At 74.6% G+C, this 17,124-nt stretch carries 15 protein-coding genes; 6 read left to right on the top strand and 9 right to left on the bottom strand.

Going from position 1 to position 17,124, the window contains the following annotated elements; genetic code table 11:
- Nucleotides 1–100 precede the first annotated feature (100 nt).
- From DQE82_RS22575 to DQE82_RS22595, 4 genes are all read right to left on the bottom strand, one after another.
- Nucleotides 101–1,234, bottom strand: coding sequence for a SigB/SigF/SigG family RNA polymerase sigma factor (locus DQE82_RS22575; protein ID WP_064446137.1), 1,134 nt, complete (start codon nt 1,232–1,234; stop codon nt 101–103).
- A gap of 244 nt (nt 1,235–1,478) precedes the next feature.
- Entirely contained in the window at nt 1,479–2,888 is a 1,410-nt protein-coding gene (locus DQE82_RS22580) for a hypothetical protein (RefSeq protein WP_064446138.1), read from the bottom strand.
- Nucleotides 2,889–3,318: 430 nt separating this feature from the next.
- The gene (locus DQE82_RS22590; protein ID WP_113973746.1) at nt 3,319–5,067 is read right to left on the bottom strand and encodes a thiamine pyrophosphate-binding protein; all 1,749 of its coding nucleotides are present in this window, start codon (nt 5,065–5,067) and stop codon (nt 3,319–3,321) included.
- Nucleotides 5,060–6,184, bottom strand: coding sequence for a Vms1/Ankzf1 family peptidyl-tRNA hydrolase (locus DQE82_RS22595; RefSeq protein WP_030504049.1), 1,125 nt, complete (start codon nt 6,182–6,184; stop codon nt 5,060–5,062). Before DQE82_RS22595 ends, DQE82_RS22590 begins: the two co-directional genes overlap by 8 nt.
- A gap of 142 nt (nt 6,185–6,326) precedes the next feature.
- Between DQE82_RS22595 and DQE82_RS22600 the strand changes: the two genes are divergently transcribed.
- Nucleotides 6,327–6,875: a hypothetical protein gene (locus DQE82_RS22600; protein WP_199496088.1), complete on the top strand. Its 549-nt coding sequence runs from the start codon at nt 6,327–6,329 to the stop codon at nt 6,873–6,875.
- A gap of 36 nt (nt 6,876–6,911) precedes the next feature.
- On the top strand, nt 6,912–7,802 hold the full coding sequence (locus tag DQE82_RS22605; protein ID WP_113973931.1) for an alpha/beta fold hydrolase: 891 nt from the start codon (nt 6,912–6,914) through the stop codon (nt 7,800–7,802).
- Here the strand turns inward: DQE82_RS22605 and DQE82_RS22610 are convergent.
- Nucleotides 7,783–8,154: a DUF3817 domain-containing protein gene (locus DQE82_RS22610; RefSeq protein WP_069089827.1), complete on the bottom strand. Its 372-nt coding sequence runs from the start codon at nt 8,152–8,154 to the stop codon at nt 7,783–7,785. The genes DQE82_RS22605 and DQE82_RS22610 overlap by 20 nt on opposite strands.
- A gap of 157 nt (nt 8,155–8,311) precedes the next feature.
- On the opposite strand from DQE82_RS22610, the gene DQE82_RS22615 reads away from it, so the two are divergent.
- Nucleotides 8,312–9,790 carry a glutamate--cysteine ligase gene (locus DQE82_RS22615; protein WP_113973747.1) on the top strand — a complete coding sequence of 493 codons (1,479 nt, stop codon included), beginning with the start codon at nt 8,312–8,314 and terminating at the stop codon, nt 9,788–9,790.
- 12 nt (nt 9,791–9,802) lie between these two features.
- Here DQE82_RS22615 and bla read toward each other — a convergent pair whose 3' ends face one another.
- The 3 genes from bla to DQE82_RS22630 form a co-directional block, all read right to left on the bottom strand.
- Nucleotides 9,803–10,729, bottom strand: a complete 927-nt coding sequence (gene bla / locus DQE82_RS22620; RefSeq protein WP_113973749.1) for a class A beta-lactamase — start codon at nt 10,727–10,729, stop codon at nt 9,803–9,805.
- Nucleotides 10,730–10,875: 146 nt separating this feature from the next.
- Complete coding sequence (locus DQE82_RS22625) at nt 10,876–11,484, bottom strand: DUF6518 family protein (protein WP_113973751.1); 609 nt, start codon at nt 11,482–11,484, stop codon at nt 10,876–10,878.
- Between the two features lie 50 nt (nt 11,485–11,534).
- Nucleotides 11,535–11,825: a helix-turn-helix domain-containing protein gene (locus DQE82_RS22630; protein ID WP_069089831.1), complete on the bottom strand. Its 291-nt coding sequence runs from the start codon at nt 11,823–11,825 to the stop codon at nt 11,535–11,537.
- Between the two features lie 66 nt (nt 11,826–11,891).
- Here DQE82_RS22630 and map point away from each other — a divergent pair, with 66 nt between their 5' ends.
- Nucleotides 11,892–12,665, top strand: a complete 774-nt coding sequence (gene map, locus DQE82_RS22635) for a type I methionyl aminopeptidase (protein ID WP_064446143.1) — start codon at nt 11,892–11,894, stop codon at nt 12,663–12,665.
- An 18-nt stretch (nt 12,666–12,683) separates the two neighbouring features.
- Here the strand turns inward: map and DQE82_RS22640 are convergent, their stop codons facing one another.
- A complete protein-coding gene (locus DQE82_RS22640; RefSeq protein WP_113973753.1) occupies nt 12,684–13,331 on the bottom strand; it encodes a maleylpyruvate isomerase family mycothiol-dependent enzyme in 648 nt (215 codons plus the stop codon).
- A gap of 236 nt (nt 13,332–13,567) precedes the next feature.
- On the opposite strand from DQE82_RS22640, the gene DQE82_RS22645 reads away from it, so the two are divergent.
- Nucleotides 13,568–14,182 (top strand): calcium-binding protein, encoded by a 615-nt coding sequence (locus tag DQE82_RS22645; protein ID WP_043324514.1) that lies wholly within the window; start codon nt 13,568–13,570, stop codon nt 14,180–14,182.
- Between the two features lie 122 nt (nt 14,183–14,304).
- Nucleotides 14,305–17,121, top strand: coding sequence for an AfsR/SARP family transcriptional regulator (locus DQE82_RS22650; protein ID WP_113973755.1), 2,817 nt, complete (start codon nt 14,305–14,307; stop codon nt 17,119–17,121).
- Nucleotides 17,122–17,124: the final 3 nt, after the last annotated feature.

Raw genomic sequence — 17,124 nt, forward strand, 5'->3', positions numbered from 1 at the left:
ACCCGACGGGGGCCGGCGCCGTGCGGGCGCCGGTCCCCGTCGCGTACGCCGCGCGCCGGCTCCCGTGGTGGGAGCCGGCGCGGTACGTGCGTGCGGCGGGTCAGTCGGCGGCCGGCAGTCCGGCAGCGGTCAGCGAGCGGCGCACCGCCGGCTGCACCCGGGTCAGCCGCAGCGGCACCCCGGTACGCGCGGCGGCGTCCCGCCCGGCCATCAGCGCGGCGATCCCGCCAGCGTCGAAGCCACCCGCGCCGACCAGGTCCACCACCACCTCGCGGGGCTGCCCGGTGACCGCCTTGAGCACGGCCCGGCGCAGCTGGTCCGCGCCGGCCCGGTCGACCTCGCCGCCGACCTCGACGACCACCCGGTCGCCGTTCTGCTTCACCGAGATGCGGGCCTTCGCCGGCTCGGCCTCGGCGGCGCCGTTCTGCCAGGGCGGCGGCGCCTCGGCCAGCATCGCCTGGCGCAGCCAGGTCAGCGCACGCGACAGCAGCCGGGACACGTGCATCTGCGAGATGCCGAACCGGGCGGCGATCTCCGCCTGGGTCTGGTTGCCGTAGAAGCGCATCGCCAGGATGCGGCGCTCCCGCCAGGGCAGCCGGTGCAGCAGGCCGCTGACCGTGACCCGGTCGTCCACCGACTCCAGCGCGTGGTCGGACTCGCCGACCAGGTCACCGAACTCGGCCGAGCTCTCCCCGCCGACCGGCGCGTTCAGCGACGCCGGGCTGTAGCCGGCGGCCGACTCCAGCGCGGCGAGGATCTCCTCCTCCGGCGTCTCCAGCCGGGCGGACAGCTCCGCCACCGTGGGGGCGCGGGACAGCTCGCTGGTGAGCGTCGCCGTGGCCTGCCCGACCTCGAGGATCAGGTCGCGCAACCGGCGCGGCACGTGCACGCCCCAGGTGCGGTCACGGAAGTGCCGTTTGATCTCGCCGACGATGGTGATCGCCGCGTACGCGGTGAACGAGCCCCGTTCCGGGTCGTACCTGTCGACGGCGTTGACCAGCCCGAGACGGGCCACCTGTTCCAGGTCCTCCAGCGGCTCGCCGCGTCCCCGGTAGCGCCGGGCCAGCCGGCCGGCGAACGGCAGCGCGAACCGGACCAGGTCGTCCCGCGCCTCCTGCCGCCGTTCCGGTGGCAGTCCCTCGATCCGGGCCGCGTACGCGAGCGCCGCGGCGTCCAGGTCCTCCAGACCCCGGTCGGTGGTCGGTGGTGTGGGTGTGGTGGTCTGTCCGAACATCCGCGCCCCCCTCGCCGAAGGTCCCCGCCCGGTCGTAACCGGTCGTGCGCGTGGTCGGACCACGCACCGGGTGAGGAAGTTGGGTTACGTGACGGAGTACGTCGAAGGCGGTGGCCGTCCGCCGCACGGCGTCGTGGGCCGTTCCGCGGCGAGCGGTCTTCCCGCTCCGTAGGTACTCAATCACGGACCGCAGGATCGCGAGGAAGTTTCGCCAGGTTGCCCGGCAGCCGGTCCCGGCGGCGGTTCAGCAGACCAGCAGGCCCTGGTGCGCGCCCGCGTCACGCAGCGCGGTGAGGGCCTCGGCCGCCCGCAGCGGCGGCGGCGTGGGCAGGTCGCAGGGCTGGTTGCGCAACACCTCCGTGGCACGTCGGGTGGGTACCGAGGCGACCGGGTAGCCGCGGGCGGCACCCCGGTCCAGGGCCCGCCGCTTGCGCCCGAAACCGGCCACCGCCAGCCACTGGGGCAGGCCCGCGTGCGCGGGCGAGCGCAGGCCGGGCGGCTCGGGCAGCACGTCCACCGAGCTGAACGGCTCGCTGCCGGCCAGCCACCACTCGACGCCGGCGACCCGGCGCGCGGTGGCGTTCTCGCACCAGTAGGGCACCAGGCCGGCCCGCAGCACCTGCCCCGGATCGAGCAGCCGCCCGCACTCCACCACCAGCCGGTCCCCGGTCTTGCCGGCCCGCCGCAGCCAGCGCCGGTACAGGTCGGCGGTCACCGCGCTCAGCGCGTCCGGCTGCGGCACCACGACCCGGTGCAGCGGGTGCCCGTGCCGGTCCCCCGCAGACCGGGCGTCGTGCTCGAAACCGGACTCCACACCGTGCTCGGCGAACGCGCCCGCGACAGTGACCTCCGGCGTGACCCAGCGCGACTCGTCCCCGCCGGCGGCGCGCAGCACCTGACCAAGCGCGCGGGCGTCCGGGTGGAAGTCGACCGGGTCCAGCCCGCCGGCCGGGCAGCCGGTCTGGAAGCTGTGCCCGTCGCCGCCGTCGCGCACCGGCCAGGTGCGGGCGTCGTGCAGCAGCAGCACCGGCGCGGCCGGTTCCAGCCGGTCGGCCAGGAAACGCGCGTACGCCTTCGGCAGCGTGCGCCAGCGCACCGCGAACGTCACCACCGCGCCCGCCGCCGCGCCCCGGCTCGCCGGGCAGTGCACCTGGCGTACGTGCACGCGCGGATTGGCGTCGAGCAGCCGGGCGGCCAGCGTGGCGCCGTGCGCGTACGCGGCGTCCGGGCGGTCCACCGCCCCCCGGCTCCACCGGGCGGTGATCTCGAAGCCGGCCGGCAACCACGGCACGCCGAGCGCCACCGCGAGGTGGGCGGCGGCGCCGTGCGGTGAACCGAGCACCACGCCGGGCCAGCGCCGGTCCGGGTACTGTCCGGTGAACCATCCGGCCACCCGCTCGGCGTCCACGGCGGCGATCTGGGCGGCGGTGAGCGCGGCCCGCCCGGCGGCCCGCGACGCGGCGGCCCGGCGTACCGGCTCGGGCGCGCCACCGAGGCGCGACAGCGCGCCCGGGTGGCCGAGGTCGCCGCAGTCGTCGCCGCGCAGCGCCCGGGCGGTCGCGGCGACCAGGGTCCGGGCGGCGCTGCCGGCCGCCACCACCCGCTCGGCGGGCAGTCCCGCGCCGCCGGCCCGTTCGACTCGTTCGCTCACCACGCGGCCCGGCTTCCCGTCCCTCTGGGGTCTAAACGGGGCATCTCCCCACGGGGCAGGACCAAGGCCCGCCCGGTGGCCGCACCGCCCGCGGCACCCAGGTACGCCGTCGCGTCGCGCGCCCGCCGTCACGGGCGGGTATGGGCCGGACCGGGACGGGCACTGCACGGCGCATGCCCGACGACGGGAGCACCCCGGCGGCGACCATCACCCCGTACCGGGACGGACCGCCGCGGGAACGAAACGACTTCGCGCTGGTCACACCCGAGTATCGAGACGTCTCCGGGCCGCCCCGGCGACCGCGAGCGCTGCCCCCCTGCCACCTCCCCCGCGATCTTGCACTTCGGTCCCCGGAAAACCGTCCTGAACCGGGCACTCAGGGGGCCGGAACTGCAAGATCGCGAGGGTAGAGAGGGTGGCCGCCCGGATGCCGCTAGACGATCTCGTCGGCCGCGATGGCCTCGGTCTGGATCACCCGTTCCCGCACCCGGCGGGCGGCGTCCCCGTCGGCGACCAGGCCGCGCAGGTCGGCCAGCGCCGGCTCGGGCACGTCGAGCGGCGTGGACGGGTCCACCACCGCCTCCAGCACGGCGGGCCGGTCGGCCGCGAGCACCTCGTCCCAGGCGGCGCCGACCAGGTCCGGCCGGTCCACCCGTACGCCGTGCAGCCCGAGCAGGCGCGCCCACCCGGCGTACGGCACGTCGGAGCGTCGTCGCCCGGGCGTACGCCCGCCGCCCACACCGGACTGGTCCCGGTTGTTCAGCACCAGCACGATCAGCCGGGGATCGCGCCACCGCGTCCAGTGGTGTGCCACCGTGATCAGCTCGGCCAGGCCGTTGAGCTGCATCGCGCCGTCGCCGAGCAGCGCGATCACCGGCTCGTCCGGGCGGGCCAGCTTGGCCGCGACCGCGTACGGCAGCGCGCAGCCCATCGAGCCGAGCGTGCCGCACAGCCGCGCCTGCACCCCCGGTGGCAGCTCCAGGTGCCGGGCGTACCAGTAGACGACCGAGCCGACGTCGACGGCGACGGAGGCGTGCCGGGGCAGCCGGGCGGACAGCTCGTGGAGCACCAGCCGCGGGTTGACCGGCTCGGCGGGCGTGGCGGCCCGCTCGGCGGCGGTCTCCCGCCACCGGTCCACCATCTTCTCCACCATGCCGCGCCACTCGCGGTGGGGCTGGTCGGGCACCCGGGTCAGCAGTGCCCGCAGCGTCTCGGCGGTGTCGCCGACGAGCGGCACGTCCACCGGGTAGCGGGTGCCGACGCGCCGGCCGTCGATGTCGATCTGGATGGTGCGTACCTGGCCGGGCATCGGGAACCAGTCGGTCCACGGATCGTTGGTGCCGATCATCAGCAGCGTGTCGCAGCCGCCCATGAGTTGCGCGGCGGCGGTGGTGCCGACCTCGCCGAGCACGCCGGTGTGGAACGGCAGCCGCTCGTCCAGCACCGGCTTGCCCAGCAGCGACGTGGCCACGCCCGCGCCGAGCCGGTCGGCGAGCGCGACGATCTCCTCGGCCGCGCCGTGCGCGCCCTGGCCGACCAGCATCGCCACCCGCTGCCCGCTGCCCAGCAGCGAGGCGGCGGCGTCCAGGTCGGCGTCGTGCGGCAGCACCCGGGCCAGCGGCTCGCCGGGCGTCGCGGTGACCACTCCGGCGGTCTGCGGCAGCAGGTCCGGTACGGCGGTGACCTGCAACGCGCGCGGCAGCACCACGCAGGTCGGGCTGCGCGTCGCGGCGGCGGTACGGAACGCCTGGTCCAGCAGCGCCGGCACCTGCTCCGGGCGGCGGCCGTAGCGGACGAACTGGTTGCACACGTCGCCGAAGAGCCGGCTCAGCCCGATCTCCTCGTGCGCGCCGCCGAGCGGGCCGGTGACGTCCTCGCCGACGATCGCGACGACCGGCTTGCTGTCCAGCTTGGCGTCGTAGAGCCCGTTGAGCAGGTGCACCGCGCTGGGCCCCTGGGTGGCCAGGCACACCCCGACGCCGCCGGTGAACTTCGCGTGCCCGGTGGCCATGTACGAAGCGGTCTCCTCGTGCCGGGCGGGGACGAACGCCGGGTCCCCGCCCGCGTCGTCGAGCGCGCCCACGAGCGGGGCGATCGCCGCGCCCGGACAGCCGAAGACCCGCGGCACCCGCCAGGCCCGCAGGCGTTCGACCACCAGGTCGGCGACGATGCGCTCAGCCATTACCCCGCCCGGGCGTGCTCGCGTCGACGTAGCGCAGCACCGCGCCGACCCCGTCGGTCAGCTCCGGCGCCTCCTCGGGCGCGAGCACCGTCAGGTCCGCGTCGGTGCCGATCAGCGCGCGCAGCAGCGCGGCGTCGGCGCGTACCCGCTGGGGGTCGGCCACCGACATGTCCGACAGCTGCCCCGGGTCGGTGGCGATCTCGGTCGGCTCGGGGCCCACCCACAGCTCGCCGTCGGCGGACGGGTCGTCCACGATGAGCATGGTGTCGACCTGGTTGCGTTGCAGCGCGGAGACCACGGCGTCGAGGCCGGCGCCGACGTCCTCCTGCACGCCGAAGCGGTCCAGGGCGGCGGTGACGCGCCGGTCGGCGACCTCGGCGACGGTCTGCGCCGTGATGTCGTCCATCAGCGTGTCGTCCGCGCCGACGTCGCGGGCGCCGGCGTCGGTGCGGACCAGCACGTCCTGCCACCGTTCCGGCAACTGGGCGGCGATCATGCCAGTGGCGCGGATGTCCCCGGCCACCACCACGACGTCCGCGCCGACCCGCTCGGCCAGGTCTGCGGTTGCGGCGGCGGCGTCACCGGCGTTCTGGTGCCACGCCTCCATGGCGGCGCGCTGGTAGCGGGACTGTGACCAGCCGCCCGGCTGTACGCGCCGCAGCTGCCGGCTCTGTCCGCCGGTGACGTGGGCGCGGCGCGGCACGCCGCCGGCGCTGACCGCCATCGCGTCCGCGCCGGTACGGTCGGCCAGGACCCGCACCCAGGCCACCTGTTCGCCGCGCTGGGCGACGAGCGGCATGGTGTGCGGCAGCGCCGACCAGCTCGCCAGGTCACGCAGCGGCGGCGCGGACAGGTACTCGGTGAGCACCACGCGGCCCCGGGTGGCGAACACGGCGATCCCGTAGTCGCCGGGCATCGGCTGGTGCCGGCGGACGACCTCCTCCACCGCCTCGACGGTGACCGGGTCGGCGCCCTGGCTCAGCAGGTCGCCCTTGAGGGCCCGCCAGCGCAGGTCGACCTGCGCTCGCGCGTCCTGGGTGTCGCGGGAGGCGTCCATGTACACCGAGCACCAGGGCCCGGGACGGTTGTAGAGCGGGCGCAGGAAGGACAGCTGCATGCTCGACCCCTTTCCGGCTCGGCCGCACGCATACCCGCGCCCCGGCGGAGTTCACCTGCCGGCCGCCCGGGCGTGACCGGTGTTCATTCACGTCGTTCAACTCCACGGGTCGATACCATCTGTGCACGGATCGGAACTCTCGGTGGTGAACATGGACACGGAGCTGCATACCCGTCGCGTCGTCCACCCGGCGGAGCGCGTCGTCACCGGACGTCTCGTCCGGTTGATGGAGGGCTACGCCCGGGAGGTACGGGTCGGGCAGCCGGCGCTGGTCGCGGTGCTGACCGCCGCGGGGGTGGTGGGGCTGCTGCTGAAGGTGGTGCGCGCGTTGCTCAGCAACGGTGGCGGCGGGGCCCGGCGCAGCTTCAAGGAGCTGAAGAAGGGGCCGGAGTTCCTGGTCACCCCGGTCCGGGTCCGCGACGCCGCCGGCCGGCTGGTCGAGGTCGAGCTGCACGGCCACCTGCCGCAGAGCGCGCTGCACCCCGGCGACCACGTCCAGCTCACGCTGCGGGCGCAGCGCGACGAGGATCTGCCGCCCCGGATCGAGCGGATCGTCAACCTGACCACCGGGCAGCTGCTCACCCCGCGCACCGCCACGCTCTGGTCGCACCTGGGTCCGGCGCTGCTGCTCCAGGCCGTGCTGGGCGCCGTGCTGCTGTTCGGCGTGGCCGCCTGCTCCGCGCTGACCTAGGTTTCCCCGTCGCCGGTGGCGGGCACCGCTGCGGCCATGTTCGCCGGATTCACGCTCACCGAGATCGACGCCGGCGCGGTGCGCCTGCGCGTACGCCACGGCGGCTCCGGGCCGCCGGTGGTGCTGCTGCACGGGCACCCGCGTACCCATGCGACCTGGCACCGGGTGGCGCCGCGGCTGGCCGCGCGCCACACGGTGATCTGCCCGGACCTGCGCGGCTACGGCGGCTCGTCGAAGCCGCCGAGCGACCCGGAGCACACCGTCTACTCCAAGCGGGCGATGGCCGCGGACGTGGTCGGGCTGCTCGACGCGCTCGGCCACCGCCGGGCCGCCGTCGTCGGACACGACCGCGGCGCGTACGTGGCCATGCGGACCGCCCTGGACCACCCGGACCGGGTGAGCCGCCTCGGTGTGCTGGACGGGGTGCCGATCGGTGAGGCGCCGGCCCGCTGCGACGCCCGGTTCGCCGCCCGCTGGTGGCACTGGTTCTTCCTCGGCCAGCTCGCCAAACCGGCCGAGCGGGTGATAAACGCCGATCCGGACGCCTGGTACGGCGGCTCACCGGAGGAGATGGGCGAGCAGGCGTACGCCGACTACCGCCGCGCCATCCACGATCCGGCCACCGTGCACGCCATGTGTGAGGACTACCGGGCCGGGCTCGGTCCGGACCGGGCGGCGGACGACGCGGACCGCGCCGCCGGACGCCGGATCGGCTGCCCGGTGCTGTTCGCCTGGTCCGAGCGCGACGACATGGTCGACCTGTACGGCGACCCGGCCGCGATCTGGCGGGACTGGGCCGACGACGTGCGGACCGCCTCGATCCCGTCCGGGCACCACATGGCCGAGGAGGCGCCGCGGGAGCTGACCGACGTGCTGGCCGGTTTCCTCGCGGAGGACCTTGCCTCGGTCAGCGACCGGCGGGGGTGAGCGGTCGCTCGACCGGGGCCGGCGCGTCGAGCAGGCCCCGGCGGCGCGCCCAGCGCTCGAACAGCACTGTGGCGAACGGGGGCACCGCGCTGACCAGGGCCAGCCCGGTCTGCACGAGCGTCCAGCGGCGCCGCCGGGCCACCACGAGCGTCAGCAGTCCGTAGACCACGAACAACGCGCCGTGGATCGGGCCGAAGATCTTCACGCCGATCTCGTTTCCGGGCGGCCCGTACTTGACCGCCATGCCGGCCAGCAGCGCCGCCCACGAGCAGCCCTCGGCGAACGCCGCCACCACGAACGCCCGGATCCACCCGTCGCGCATCAGCCACTCCCCTTCGCCGTCGGCGGCCATGCTAGCCGCCCGGGCCGGGCGGCCCGGACGGAACCCGCTGCCCCGCGACGGGGATCACCGGGGCCGCCACGGGGTACAGAAAAGGGTCTGGCGGACCTTTCCTGACCCGCCACTCCGTGCGAGGTTGGGAAGAACCAACGGTGACAGGGTGGTGACCATGGGCGAGGACGTCGGCGTGCGTACCTTCAGCCGGGAGGACCGGGCCCGCTATCGCGAGAAGGTCCGGCGGTGCCTGGACGTGTTCGCCGAGATGCTGCGCGAGTCCCGGTTCGACGTGGAGCGGCCGATGACCGGCCTGGAGATCGAGCTGAACCTGGTCGACGACGACTTCGACCCGGCCATGCGCAACGCCGACGTGCTGGAGGCGATCGCCGACCCGGCGTTCCAGACCGAGCTGGGCCAGTTCAACGTCGAGATCAACGTCGAGCCGCGCCGGCTGGCCGGCACCGGCACCGCCGCGTTCGAGGAACATGTGCGGGCCAGCCTGAACGCCGCCGAGTCCAAGGCCCGCACGGTCGGCGCGCACATGGTGATGGTCGGCATCCTGCCGACGCTGCGCCCGGAGCATCTGACCGCCGAGACGCTGTCGGCCAATCCCCGGTACGCGCTGCTCAACGAGCAGATCTTCGCCGCCCGGGGCGAGGACCTGCCGATCGCGATCAGCGGGGTGGAGCGGCTGGCCACCACCGCCGACACGATCACCCCGGAGGCGGCCTGCACCAGCACCCAGTTCCACCTCCAGGTCAGCCCGGCGCAGTTCGCCGACTACTGGAACGCGGCCCAGGCGATCGCCGGCATCCAGGTGGCGCTCGGCGCGAACTCGCCGCTGTTCTTCGGCCGGGAGCTGTGGCGCGAGACCCGGGTGCCGCTGTTCCAGCAGGCCACCGACACCCGGGCGGAGGAGATCAAGGCCCAGGGCGTACGCCCGCGGGTGTGGTTCGGGGAGCGCTGGATCACCTCCGTGTTCGACCTGTTCGAGGAGAATGTGCGCTACTTCCCGGCGCTGCTGCCGGTCTGCGACCCGGAGGACCCGGCCACCACGCTGCACAGCGGCGGCGTGCCGAAACTGGCCGAGCTGCGGCTGCACAACGGCACCATCTACCGGTGGAACCGGCCGGTCTACGACGTGCTGAAGGGCCGCCCGCACCTGCGGGTGGAGAACCGGGTGCTGCCGGCCGGGCCGACGGTGCTGGACACCGTCGCCAACGGCGCGTTCTACTTCGGCCTGGTCCGGGCGCTCGCCGAGTCCGACCGTCCGCTGTGGTCGCAGATGTCGTTCAGCGCGGCCGAGGAGAACTTCAACGCCTGCGCCCGGCACGGCATCGACGCCCAGGTGTACTGGCCCGGCCTGGGCTACCTGCCGGTGACCGAGCTGGTGCTGCGCCGGCTGCTGCCGATGGCCCACCACGGGCTGGACCGGTGGGGCCTCGACCCCGCCGAGCGGGACCGGCTGCTCGGCATCGTCGAGCAGCGCTGCCTGACCAGCCGCAACGGCGCGACCTGGCAGGTGGAGACGCTGCACCGGCTGGAGTCGGCCGACCACCTGGACCGTCCGGCGGCGCTGCGCGAGGTGGTCCGCCACTACGTCGACCTGATGCACAGCAACCGGCCCGTACACGAGTGGCCCATCCCCTGAGCCGGCCGCCTGTCAGCGCAACGCGGTCACTGTCGCCCGCGCCGCCTCGGCGACCAGGGTGTCGTCGGGCTTCGCGTCGCGGCTACCGCGACTGGACATGACCGCCAGCACGATCGGCGCGGAGTCCGGCGGCCACACCACGGCGATGTCGTTGCGGGTGCCGTACCCGCCGGTGCCGGACTTGTCCGCCACCTGCCACCCGGCCGGCACGCCGGCCCGGACCAGCCCGCTGCCGGTGGTACTGGCCCGCATCCAGCTCAACAGCAGGTCCCGGTCCGCGGGCGGCAGGGCCTCACCCAACGTGTACGCCCGCAGCGAGCCGGCCAGCGCGCGGGGCGTGCTGGTGTCGCGCTCGTCGCCGGGCGTGGCCGCGTTGAGTTCCGGCTCGGTACGGACCGGCCGGGTGACCCGGTCACCGACATCCCGGAGCGCCCGCGCGAAGCCGGCCGGGCCGCCGAGCGCGTCGAACAGCAGGTTGCCGGCGGTGTTGTCGCTGTACCGCACCGCTGCCTCGGCGGCGTCCCGCAGCGTCATCCCGGTCTCCACGTGCCGTTCGGTCACCGGTGAGTGCGCCACCAGGTCGGCGCGCCGGTAGCGGACCACCCGGTCCCGGTCGGCGTCGGACGTGGCGGCCAGCATCGCGCCGGCGGCGAGCGCCTTGCACGTCGAGGCGTACGCGAACCGCTCGTCGGCCCGGTGCGCGAGGGTGCGGCCGGTGCCGGTGTCGACGGCGTAGACGCCGATCCGGGCGCCGAAGCGCCGCTCCAGCGCCGCCAGCTCGGCCGGCGCGGGCACCGGCTCGGCGTTCGGCGTCGCCGACGCGGCGGGTGCGGTCGGGGCGCCGGTGGGCGACGCGGCTTCGGGCCGGTCCTTTGTGCAGCCGGCCACCAGGGCCGTCACCGTGAGCATCGCCGCCGTGAGCACCTGCCGTCGGATCATCCGTTTCCTCCCCCGTCATCCGGACCACGCCGTTCTCGGGTCATTGTCGCCGATCCCGGTCGGGCCGGTGGTCCGCCGCCTCGGCCGACGCGGTGGCCCGCATCCTCGGCCGGCGGGGTGGCTCGCAGCCTCGGCGGCGGGGCAGGTCAGCTCCCCGCGACGGCGGCGAACGTGAGCGCGCCCGCCGCGGCCAGCGGCAGCGCCACCGCGGCCGCCAGCAGCCGCACCCGGGCGGACCGGCCGATCAGCACCACGAGCAGCACGGCCAGCCCGAGGTCGATCGCCACGTTCCACCAGGCTCCGGGGTAGGACCCGGACTTCAGCGCGAACCGCAGCGCCTCCTCCACGAACACGGCCACCGGCAGCGCGGTCCCCACGACGCGCCGCCATCCCTCGGTCCGCGCCCAGATGCCGGCGACGCCGAACACCACGCCCGCCACCACGCCGAACGCCATCCAGACGAACGAGGTGAGCGCCCAGATCACGGCGAGGTCGTCGCCCTGGAGCAGCGTCGCCGCCAGGTAGTAGCTGGGCACCGCGACGATCAGCAGGACGCTGGCGGCCACGGCGGCACGCACCGCGCCCGACCGGATCCACCAGCCCAGCGCGAACGCGGCCACCGCCCAGGTGGCTGTGGAGTTGCCCAGTTCGGCGAACGGGAACGGCACCCACTTGATCCAGACGAAGTCCAGGAAGCCGAGCAGGAAACCGGCGACGGGAACGACAAGCGCGACGGCGCGACGCGAGGGTGGCATGCGCGGAATCTTACATACTCGGTATGCTCGACCCCGTCGAGAGGGCTGCCCTACGAGGCGAGGCGCCGCTCGGACGGCGCGAGACGCGCCACGTCGTCCGAGTGGTTGATCTCCGACCAGACCGCATCCAGGGAGAGGCCGAGGACGTCGGCGATGGCGGCGATGGTGGGAAACGCCGGGGTGGCCACCCGGCCGGACTCGATCTTGCGGAGCGTCTCCGGGGAGACACCCGCGTCGAGCGCGGTGAGCAGCATGGATCGCTCACCCCGGGCGCGGCGCAGGAGCGCGCCGAGGCGCTGCCCGCGCTCGACCTCGGCGGGAGTGAGGGGCAACCGGACCATGCCGAGATTCTAATACCGGGATAACATGACCGGGATACTTATTGGTCGCGTGAGGAAGGCGCCCGCATGATCGAGATCCTGAGCCCCACCGACGTACGGCGGGCGCGGGACACCGGCGCCCTGGTCGCCCACATCCTGCAGACCCTCCGGAGCAGCACCACCGTCGGCACCAACCTGCTCGACATCGACAGGCAGGCCCAGCGCATGATCGTCGAGGCCGGGGCGCAGTCCTGCTACGTCGACTACGAGCCGTCCTTCGGGCGCGGGCCGTTCGGCCACTACATCTGCACGTCGGTGAACGACGCGGTGCTGCACGGCCTGCCGCACGACTACACGCTCGCCGACGGCGACCTGCTGAGCCTCGACCTGGCCGTCAGCCTCGGCGGAGTGGTGGCCGACTCCGCGATCAGCTTCCTCGTCGGTGACGCCCGGCCCGCGGAGAGCGTCGCGCTCATCGACGCGACCGAGCGGGCGTTGCAGGCCGGGATCGCCGCCGCCGGTCCCGGCGCCCGGATCGGCGACCTCTCGCACGCCATCGGATCGGTCCTCACCGCGGCCGGTTACACGGTCAACACCGAGTTCGGCGGGCACGGCGTCGGGTCGACGATGCACCAGGACCCGCACGTGTCGAACACCGGCCGCCCCGGACGCGGGTACAAACTGCGCCCCGGGCTGCTGCTGGCGCTGGAGCCGTGGGTGATGGCGGACACCGCCACGCTCGTCACCGACGCCGACGGGTGGACGCTGCGCAGCGCGACCGGCTGCCGCACCGCGCACAGCGAGCACACCATCGCCATCACCGACGACGGCGCGGAGATCCTGACGCTGCCGAAGCCGTGACCCGGGCACCCGCCGTGGTCACACGGGCGTGCAGCGCTCCCGCAGCGTGGGGACACCGGGCCCGGTGAGGTCGTCGCAGTACGCGGCCCGCCCGGCCATCGCCATCGTCAGCGCCAGCGTGGTGCCGCTGACCAGCGGGCCGTCGCCGGCGGTGAACGGCCCGTCGGTCGCCTCCACCCGCAGGCCGTCGATCGCGCTGCGCCCGGCCACCGTGAAGTCCCGCCCGGCGTAGAACCGGGCGACCGGCGTCACCGCCTCGACCGGGGGCGTCCGGGCCAGGCCGAGCGGCCGCCGGATGTCCTGGGCGTGCACGACCACCTCACCGAGCCACGCCTCGGTCGGGCCGAACGTCGACGTGGTGCTGCCGATGATCCGCCGGAACCGATCGAGCGTCTCCCCCGGGTCGGCGCCCCGGTGCTCGGCCAGCCGGCGGTCGTTGTGCAGATCGAAGTCGAACCGGGCGCCGAGCACGCTGGCGACCCAGCGGGCCCGGCCGACGCTTGCCGCCGCGGTCATGTGCGCGAGCGTCTCCTCAACGGTCCACCGGCCGCACAGCGAGCGCCGCGCCCACTGCGCCGCGTCGATTCCGGCGAGGTCGTCGGCCAGGGCGGCGCGCTCGGCGTGCGCGAGCGCCCACAGCTCACGGCGGGTCAGCGTGTCGGACATGAAACCTCCAGGGGCCGGGTCGTCGGAGGTAGGACCGCGCTGCCTGGACGAACTCACCGCTCCCGCCCCGCCGATCTTGGAGTTGTGGTGGTTCGCAAACCGGGCATGGGCGACCTTCGAGGCGCCACAACTCCAAGATCGGCGTTGAGGGCGGGCGGGCTGCACGTTTGCTGCACGTCCGCTGAACGCTCGCCGGTGACGCTTCTCGCACACATCAACCGCAAGGGAGAAGCGTCATGTCACACAGGTTCCTCTTCACCCCGCGTACCGTCGCTTCGGCGATCGGGGCGCTCGTCCTGGCCGCCGCGGGCCTGGCCGGCGGCGCCACCCCGGCGTCCGCGGCCTACATCGTCCCCCCCGACTGCGGCCCCTACTCCGGGGCGCCGGTGCCGGCCGGATACACCCTGAGGTTCGCCATCGCGGCCTACGTCAGCAACAACGCCAACGGTCCGGAGTTCATCGTCGGCACTAACCTTCGCGACGTGATCGTCGGAAGCGTCTACGACGACGTCATCTGCGGCCTCCCCGGCAACGACGACATCCAGGCCAACAGTGGCGACGACATCGTCTACGGCGGGCTGAACGGCGACGACATCTGGGGCGACCTGGGCAACGACAACCTCCACGGCGACGGCGGCGCCGACACCATCCACGGTGACCGCTTCATCGGACCCAGCGCCCTGGACGGCAACGACCGCGTGGACGGCGGCAGCAACGACGACCACCTCTTCGGCGACAAGGGCGCGGACACCCTGGTCGGCGGTCCCGGCTTCGACGACGGCGACGGAGGCCCGGACGTCGTGTTCGACGACTGCCGTACCAGCGTGGAAATCGTGGTCAACTGCCCGTGATCCAGTCGGCACGGCGGTCCGCGGGGCTCGGACAACGGGGCCCGCGGACCGCGCGCTGCCGCCTGTCGGATCGTCGTCACGCCCGGTCCGACCACCACCGCACGCGGCTACCGTGACACTCCGTGGCGGTGGAGTTCCGGGTGCTCGGCGACCTGGACGTCCGGATCGACGGCCGGGCGGTCCGGGTCGGTCACGCCCGTCAGCAGTGCGTCCTCGCCGCTCTACTGGTCGAGCCCAACCGGGTCGTCGCGACCGGGCAGCTGATCAGCCGGGTCTGGGGCGACGAGGTGCCGGACGGGGCCGCCGCCACGCTGCGTGGCTACCTGTCGCGGCTGCGGCACGCGCTGGCCGGCACGGACGACGTCCGCATCGTCCGGCGTCATCCCGGCTATCTGCTCGCCGTCGACCCGGACCGTGTCGACCTGCACCGCTTCCGCGCGCTGACCGAGCAGGCCCGGAGCACCGGGGACGACGCGACGGCGATCGGCTGCCTGGAGCGGGCGCTGGGGCTGTGGCGCGGTGACGCGTTCGACGGCCTGACCACGCCGTGGCTGGCGGCGTACCGGCAGACCCTGGACCGGCAGCGGCTCGCGGCCGCGCTGGACCGCAACGACATCGCGCTGCGCCGCGGCGGGCATGTCCGTCTCCTTCCCGACGTCCTGGATCTGAGCGGCCGGTATCCGTGGGACGAGCGCCTGGCGGCGCAGGCGATGCTCGCGTTGTACCGGTGCGGGCGGCAGGCCGACGCGCTGGAGCACTTCCACCGGCTGCGCCGGAGGCTGGCCGCCGAGATCGGCGCCGACCCCAGCCCGCCGCTGGCGCAGCTCTACCAGCAGATCCTCACCGCCGACGCGGCGATCGCGCCGCCGGACCTGCCAGGCAGCGGAGAGCCGAGCGCGACGGCCACCGGCGCGGCCCGGGATGCGGGCGCCGTGCCCCGGCAGCTGCCCGCGTCACCAGGGGTCTTCGCCGGCCGGACCGCCCAGCTCGCGCGCCTCGACGAACAACTCGCCGACGCGGGCCACCCGGAGGGCGCCGGGTCACCGGTGGTGATCTCGTCCATCGGCGGCGGCGGTGGAGTCGGCAAGACCTGGCTGGCGCTGCGCTGGGCGCACGCCAACGCCGGCCGTTTCCCCGACGGGCAGCTCTACGTCAACCTGCGCGGCTTCGACCCGACAGCGGACCCGGTGACGTGGCCGGTCGCGGTACGCGGCTTCCTCGAGGCGCTCGGCGTCGAACCGGCACGCGTACCGGCCGATCCGGAGGCCCAGGCGTCGCTGTACCGCACGCTCGTCGCCGGACGCCGGCTGCTGGTGGTCCTCGACGACGCCCGCGACGCCGCCACAGTGGTCCCGCTGCTGCCCGGCACCCCCACCAGCGCGGTCCTGGTGACCAGCCGACGGCAACTGGCCGGCCTCGTCACCACCCACGGCGCGCGGCCGCTGCCGCTGGACGTGCTGCCCGACGACGAGGCCCGCGAGCTGATCGTCCGGCAGGTGGGCGCCGCGCGGGTGGCCGGGAAGCCGGACGCCGTCGCGGACATCCTGCGGTTCTGCGGGGGCCTGCCGCTGGCTCTCGGGATCGTGGCGGCCCGTGCCGCGCTCAACCCGGAACTTGCCCTGTCGTCAGTCGCGGCCGAGCTGACCTCAGCGGTCAGCCCGCTGGACGCGCTGACCGGCGACGAGGTGACGACGAACCTGCGGGTGGTGCTGTCCCGCTCGCTGGCGGCGCTCACGCCGGAGGCAGCGGAGGTGTTCACGCTGCTCGGCCTCGCCCCGGGCTCGGACATCGGCCGGGCCGCGGCGGCCAGCCTGACCGCCCGTACGCCGGCCGAGCTGCGCCCGCCGCTGCGCGAGCTGGTCGACGCGCACCTGGTGCAGGAACACGTCGCGGGCCGCTACCGCATGCACGACCTGGTCCGCAGCTTCGCCGTCGAACGGGCGAGCGGTGGCCCGGCCGGTTCCCGGGCCGCGTTGCGCCGGCTGGTCGACCACCGTCTGCACACCGCTCACGCGGCCGCGCTGCTGCTGTCCCCGCAGCGCGACCCGCTGACCCTGGCCCCCGCCGCGCCGGGGGTGAGTACCGAACGGCTCGACGACCTGGCGGCGGCGCTGGCCTGGTTCACCGCCGAGCACCAGGTGCTCCTCGCGACGATCGAGTACGCCGCCGGCAACGGCCTTGACGTCGCCACCGGGCAGCTCTCGTGGACCCTGGCCACGTACTTCGACAGGCAGGGCCACTGGCACGACTGGGCCGCTGTGGCCCGCCGGGCGGTCGAGGCGACCGGGCGCTCGGGTGACCGGCCAGCGCAGGCGCAGGCGCACCGGCTCCTGGCCGGGGCCTGCTCCAACCTCGGCCGGTACGCCGAGGCGCAGCGCAACCTGCTCGCCGCGCTGGATCTGTTCGCCGCGCTGGGCGACGACGAGGGGCGGGCGCACACCCATTTCGACCTCAGCATGCTGCACGACCGGCAGCGGCAGCCGCGGGAGGCGCTGCCGCACGCGCGGCGCAGCCTCGCCCTCTACGAACGGGTCGGGAGCCCGCTCAAGCAGGCGGTCGCGCTCAACGCGATCGGCTGGTACCACTCGCAGCTCGGCGAGCACCACGACGCGATCACGTTCTGCCGCCGCGCCCTCGCCCTGGCCGAGCGGGCCGGGAGCGCGTACGGGCAGGCGAACACGTGGGACAGCATCGGCTTCGCCCACCACCACCTGGGTGAGTACGAGGACGCGGTGGACTGTTTCCGGCAGGCCCTCGCGCTGTTCGCCGAGATCGGTGACCGGCATGCCGAGGGCATCGTGCTGGACCACCTCGGCGACACGTGGGCCGCGGCCGGGCGGGCGGACGCGGCCCGGGACGCCTGGCGGCGGTCACTCGCGTTGTACGAGGAACTCGGTCACGCCGACGCCGAGGCGGTACGGCGCAAACTTCACCGGTGAACG

The organism is Micromonospora sp. LHW51205 (genome assembly GCF_003315815.1).
Lineage (GTDB): Bacteria > Actinomycetota > Actinomycetes > Mycobacteriales > Micromonosporaceae > Micromonospora > Micromonospora chalcea.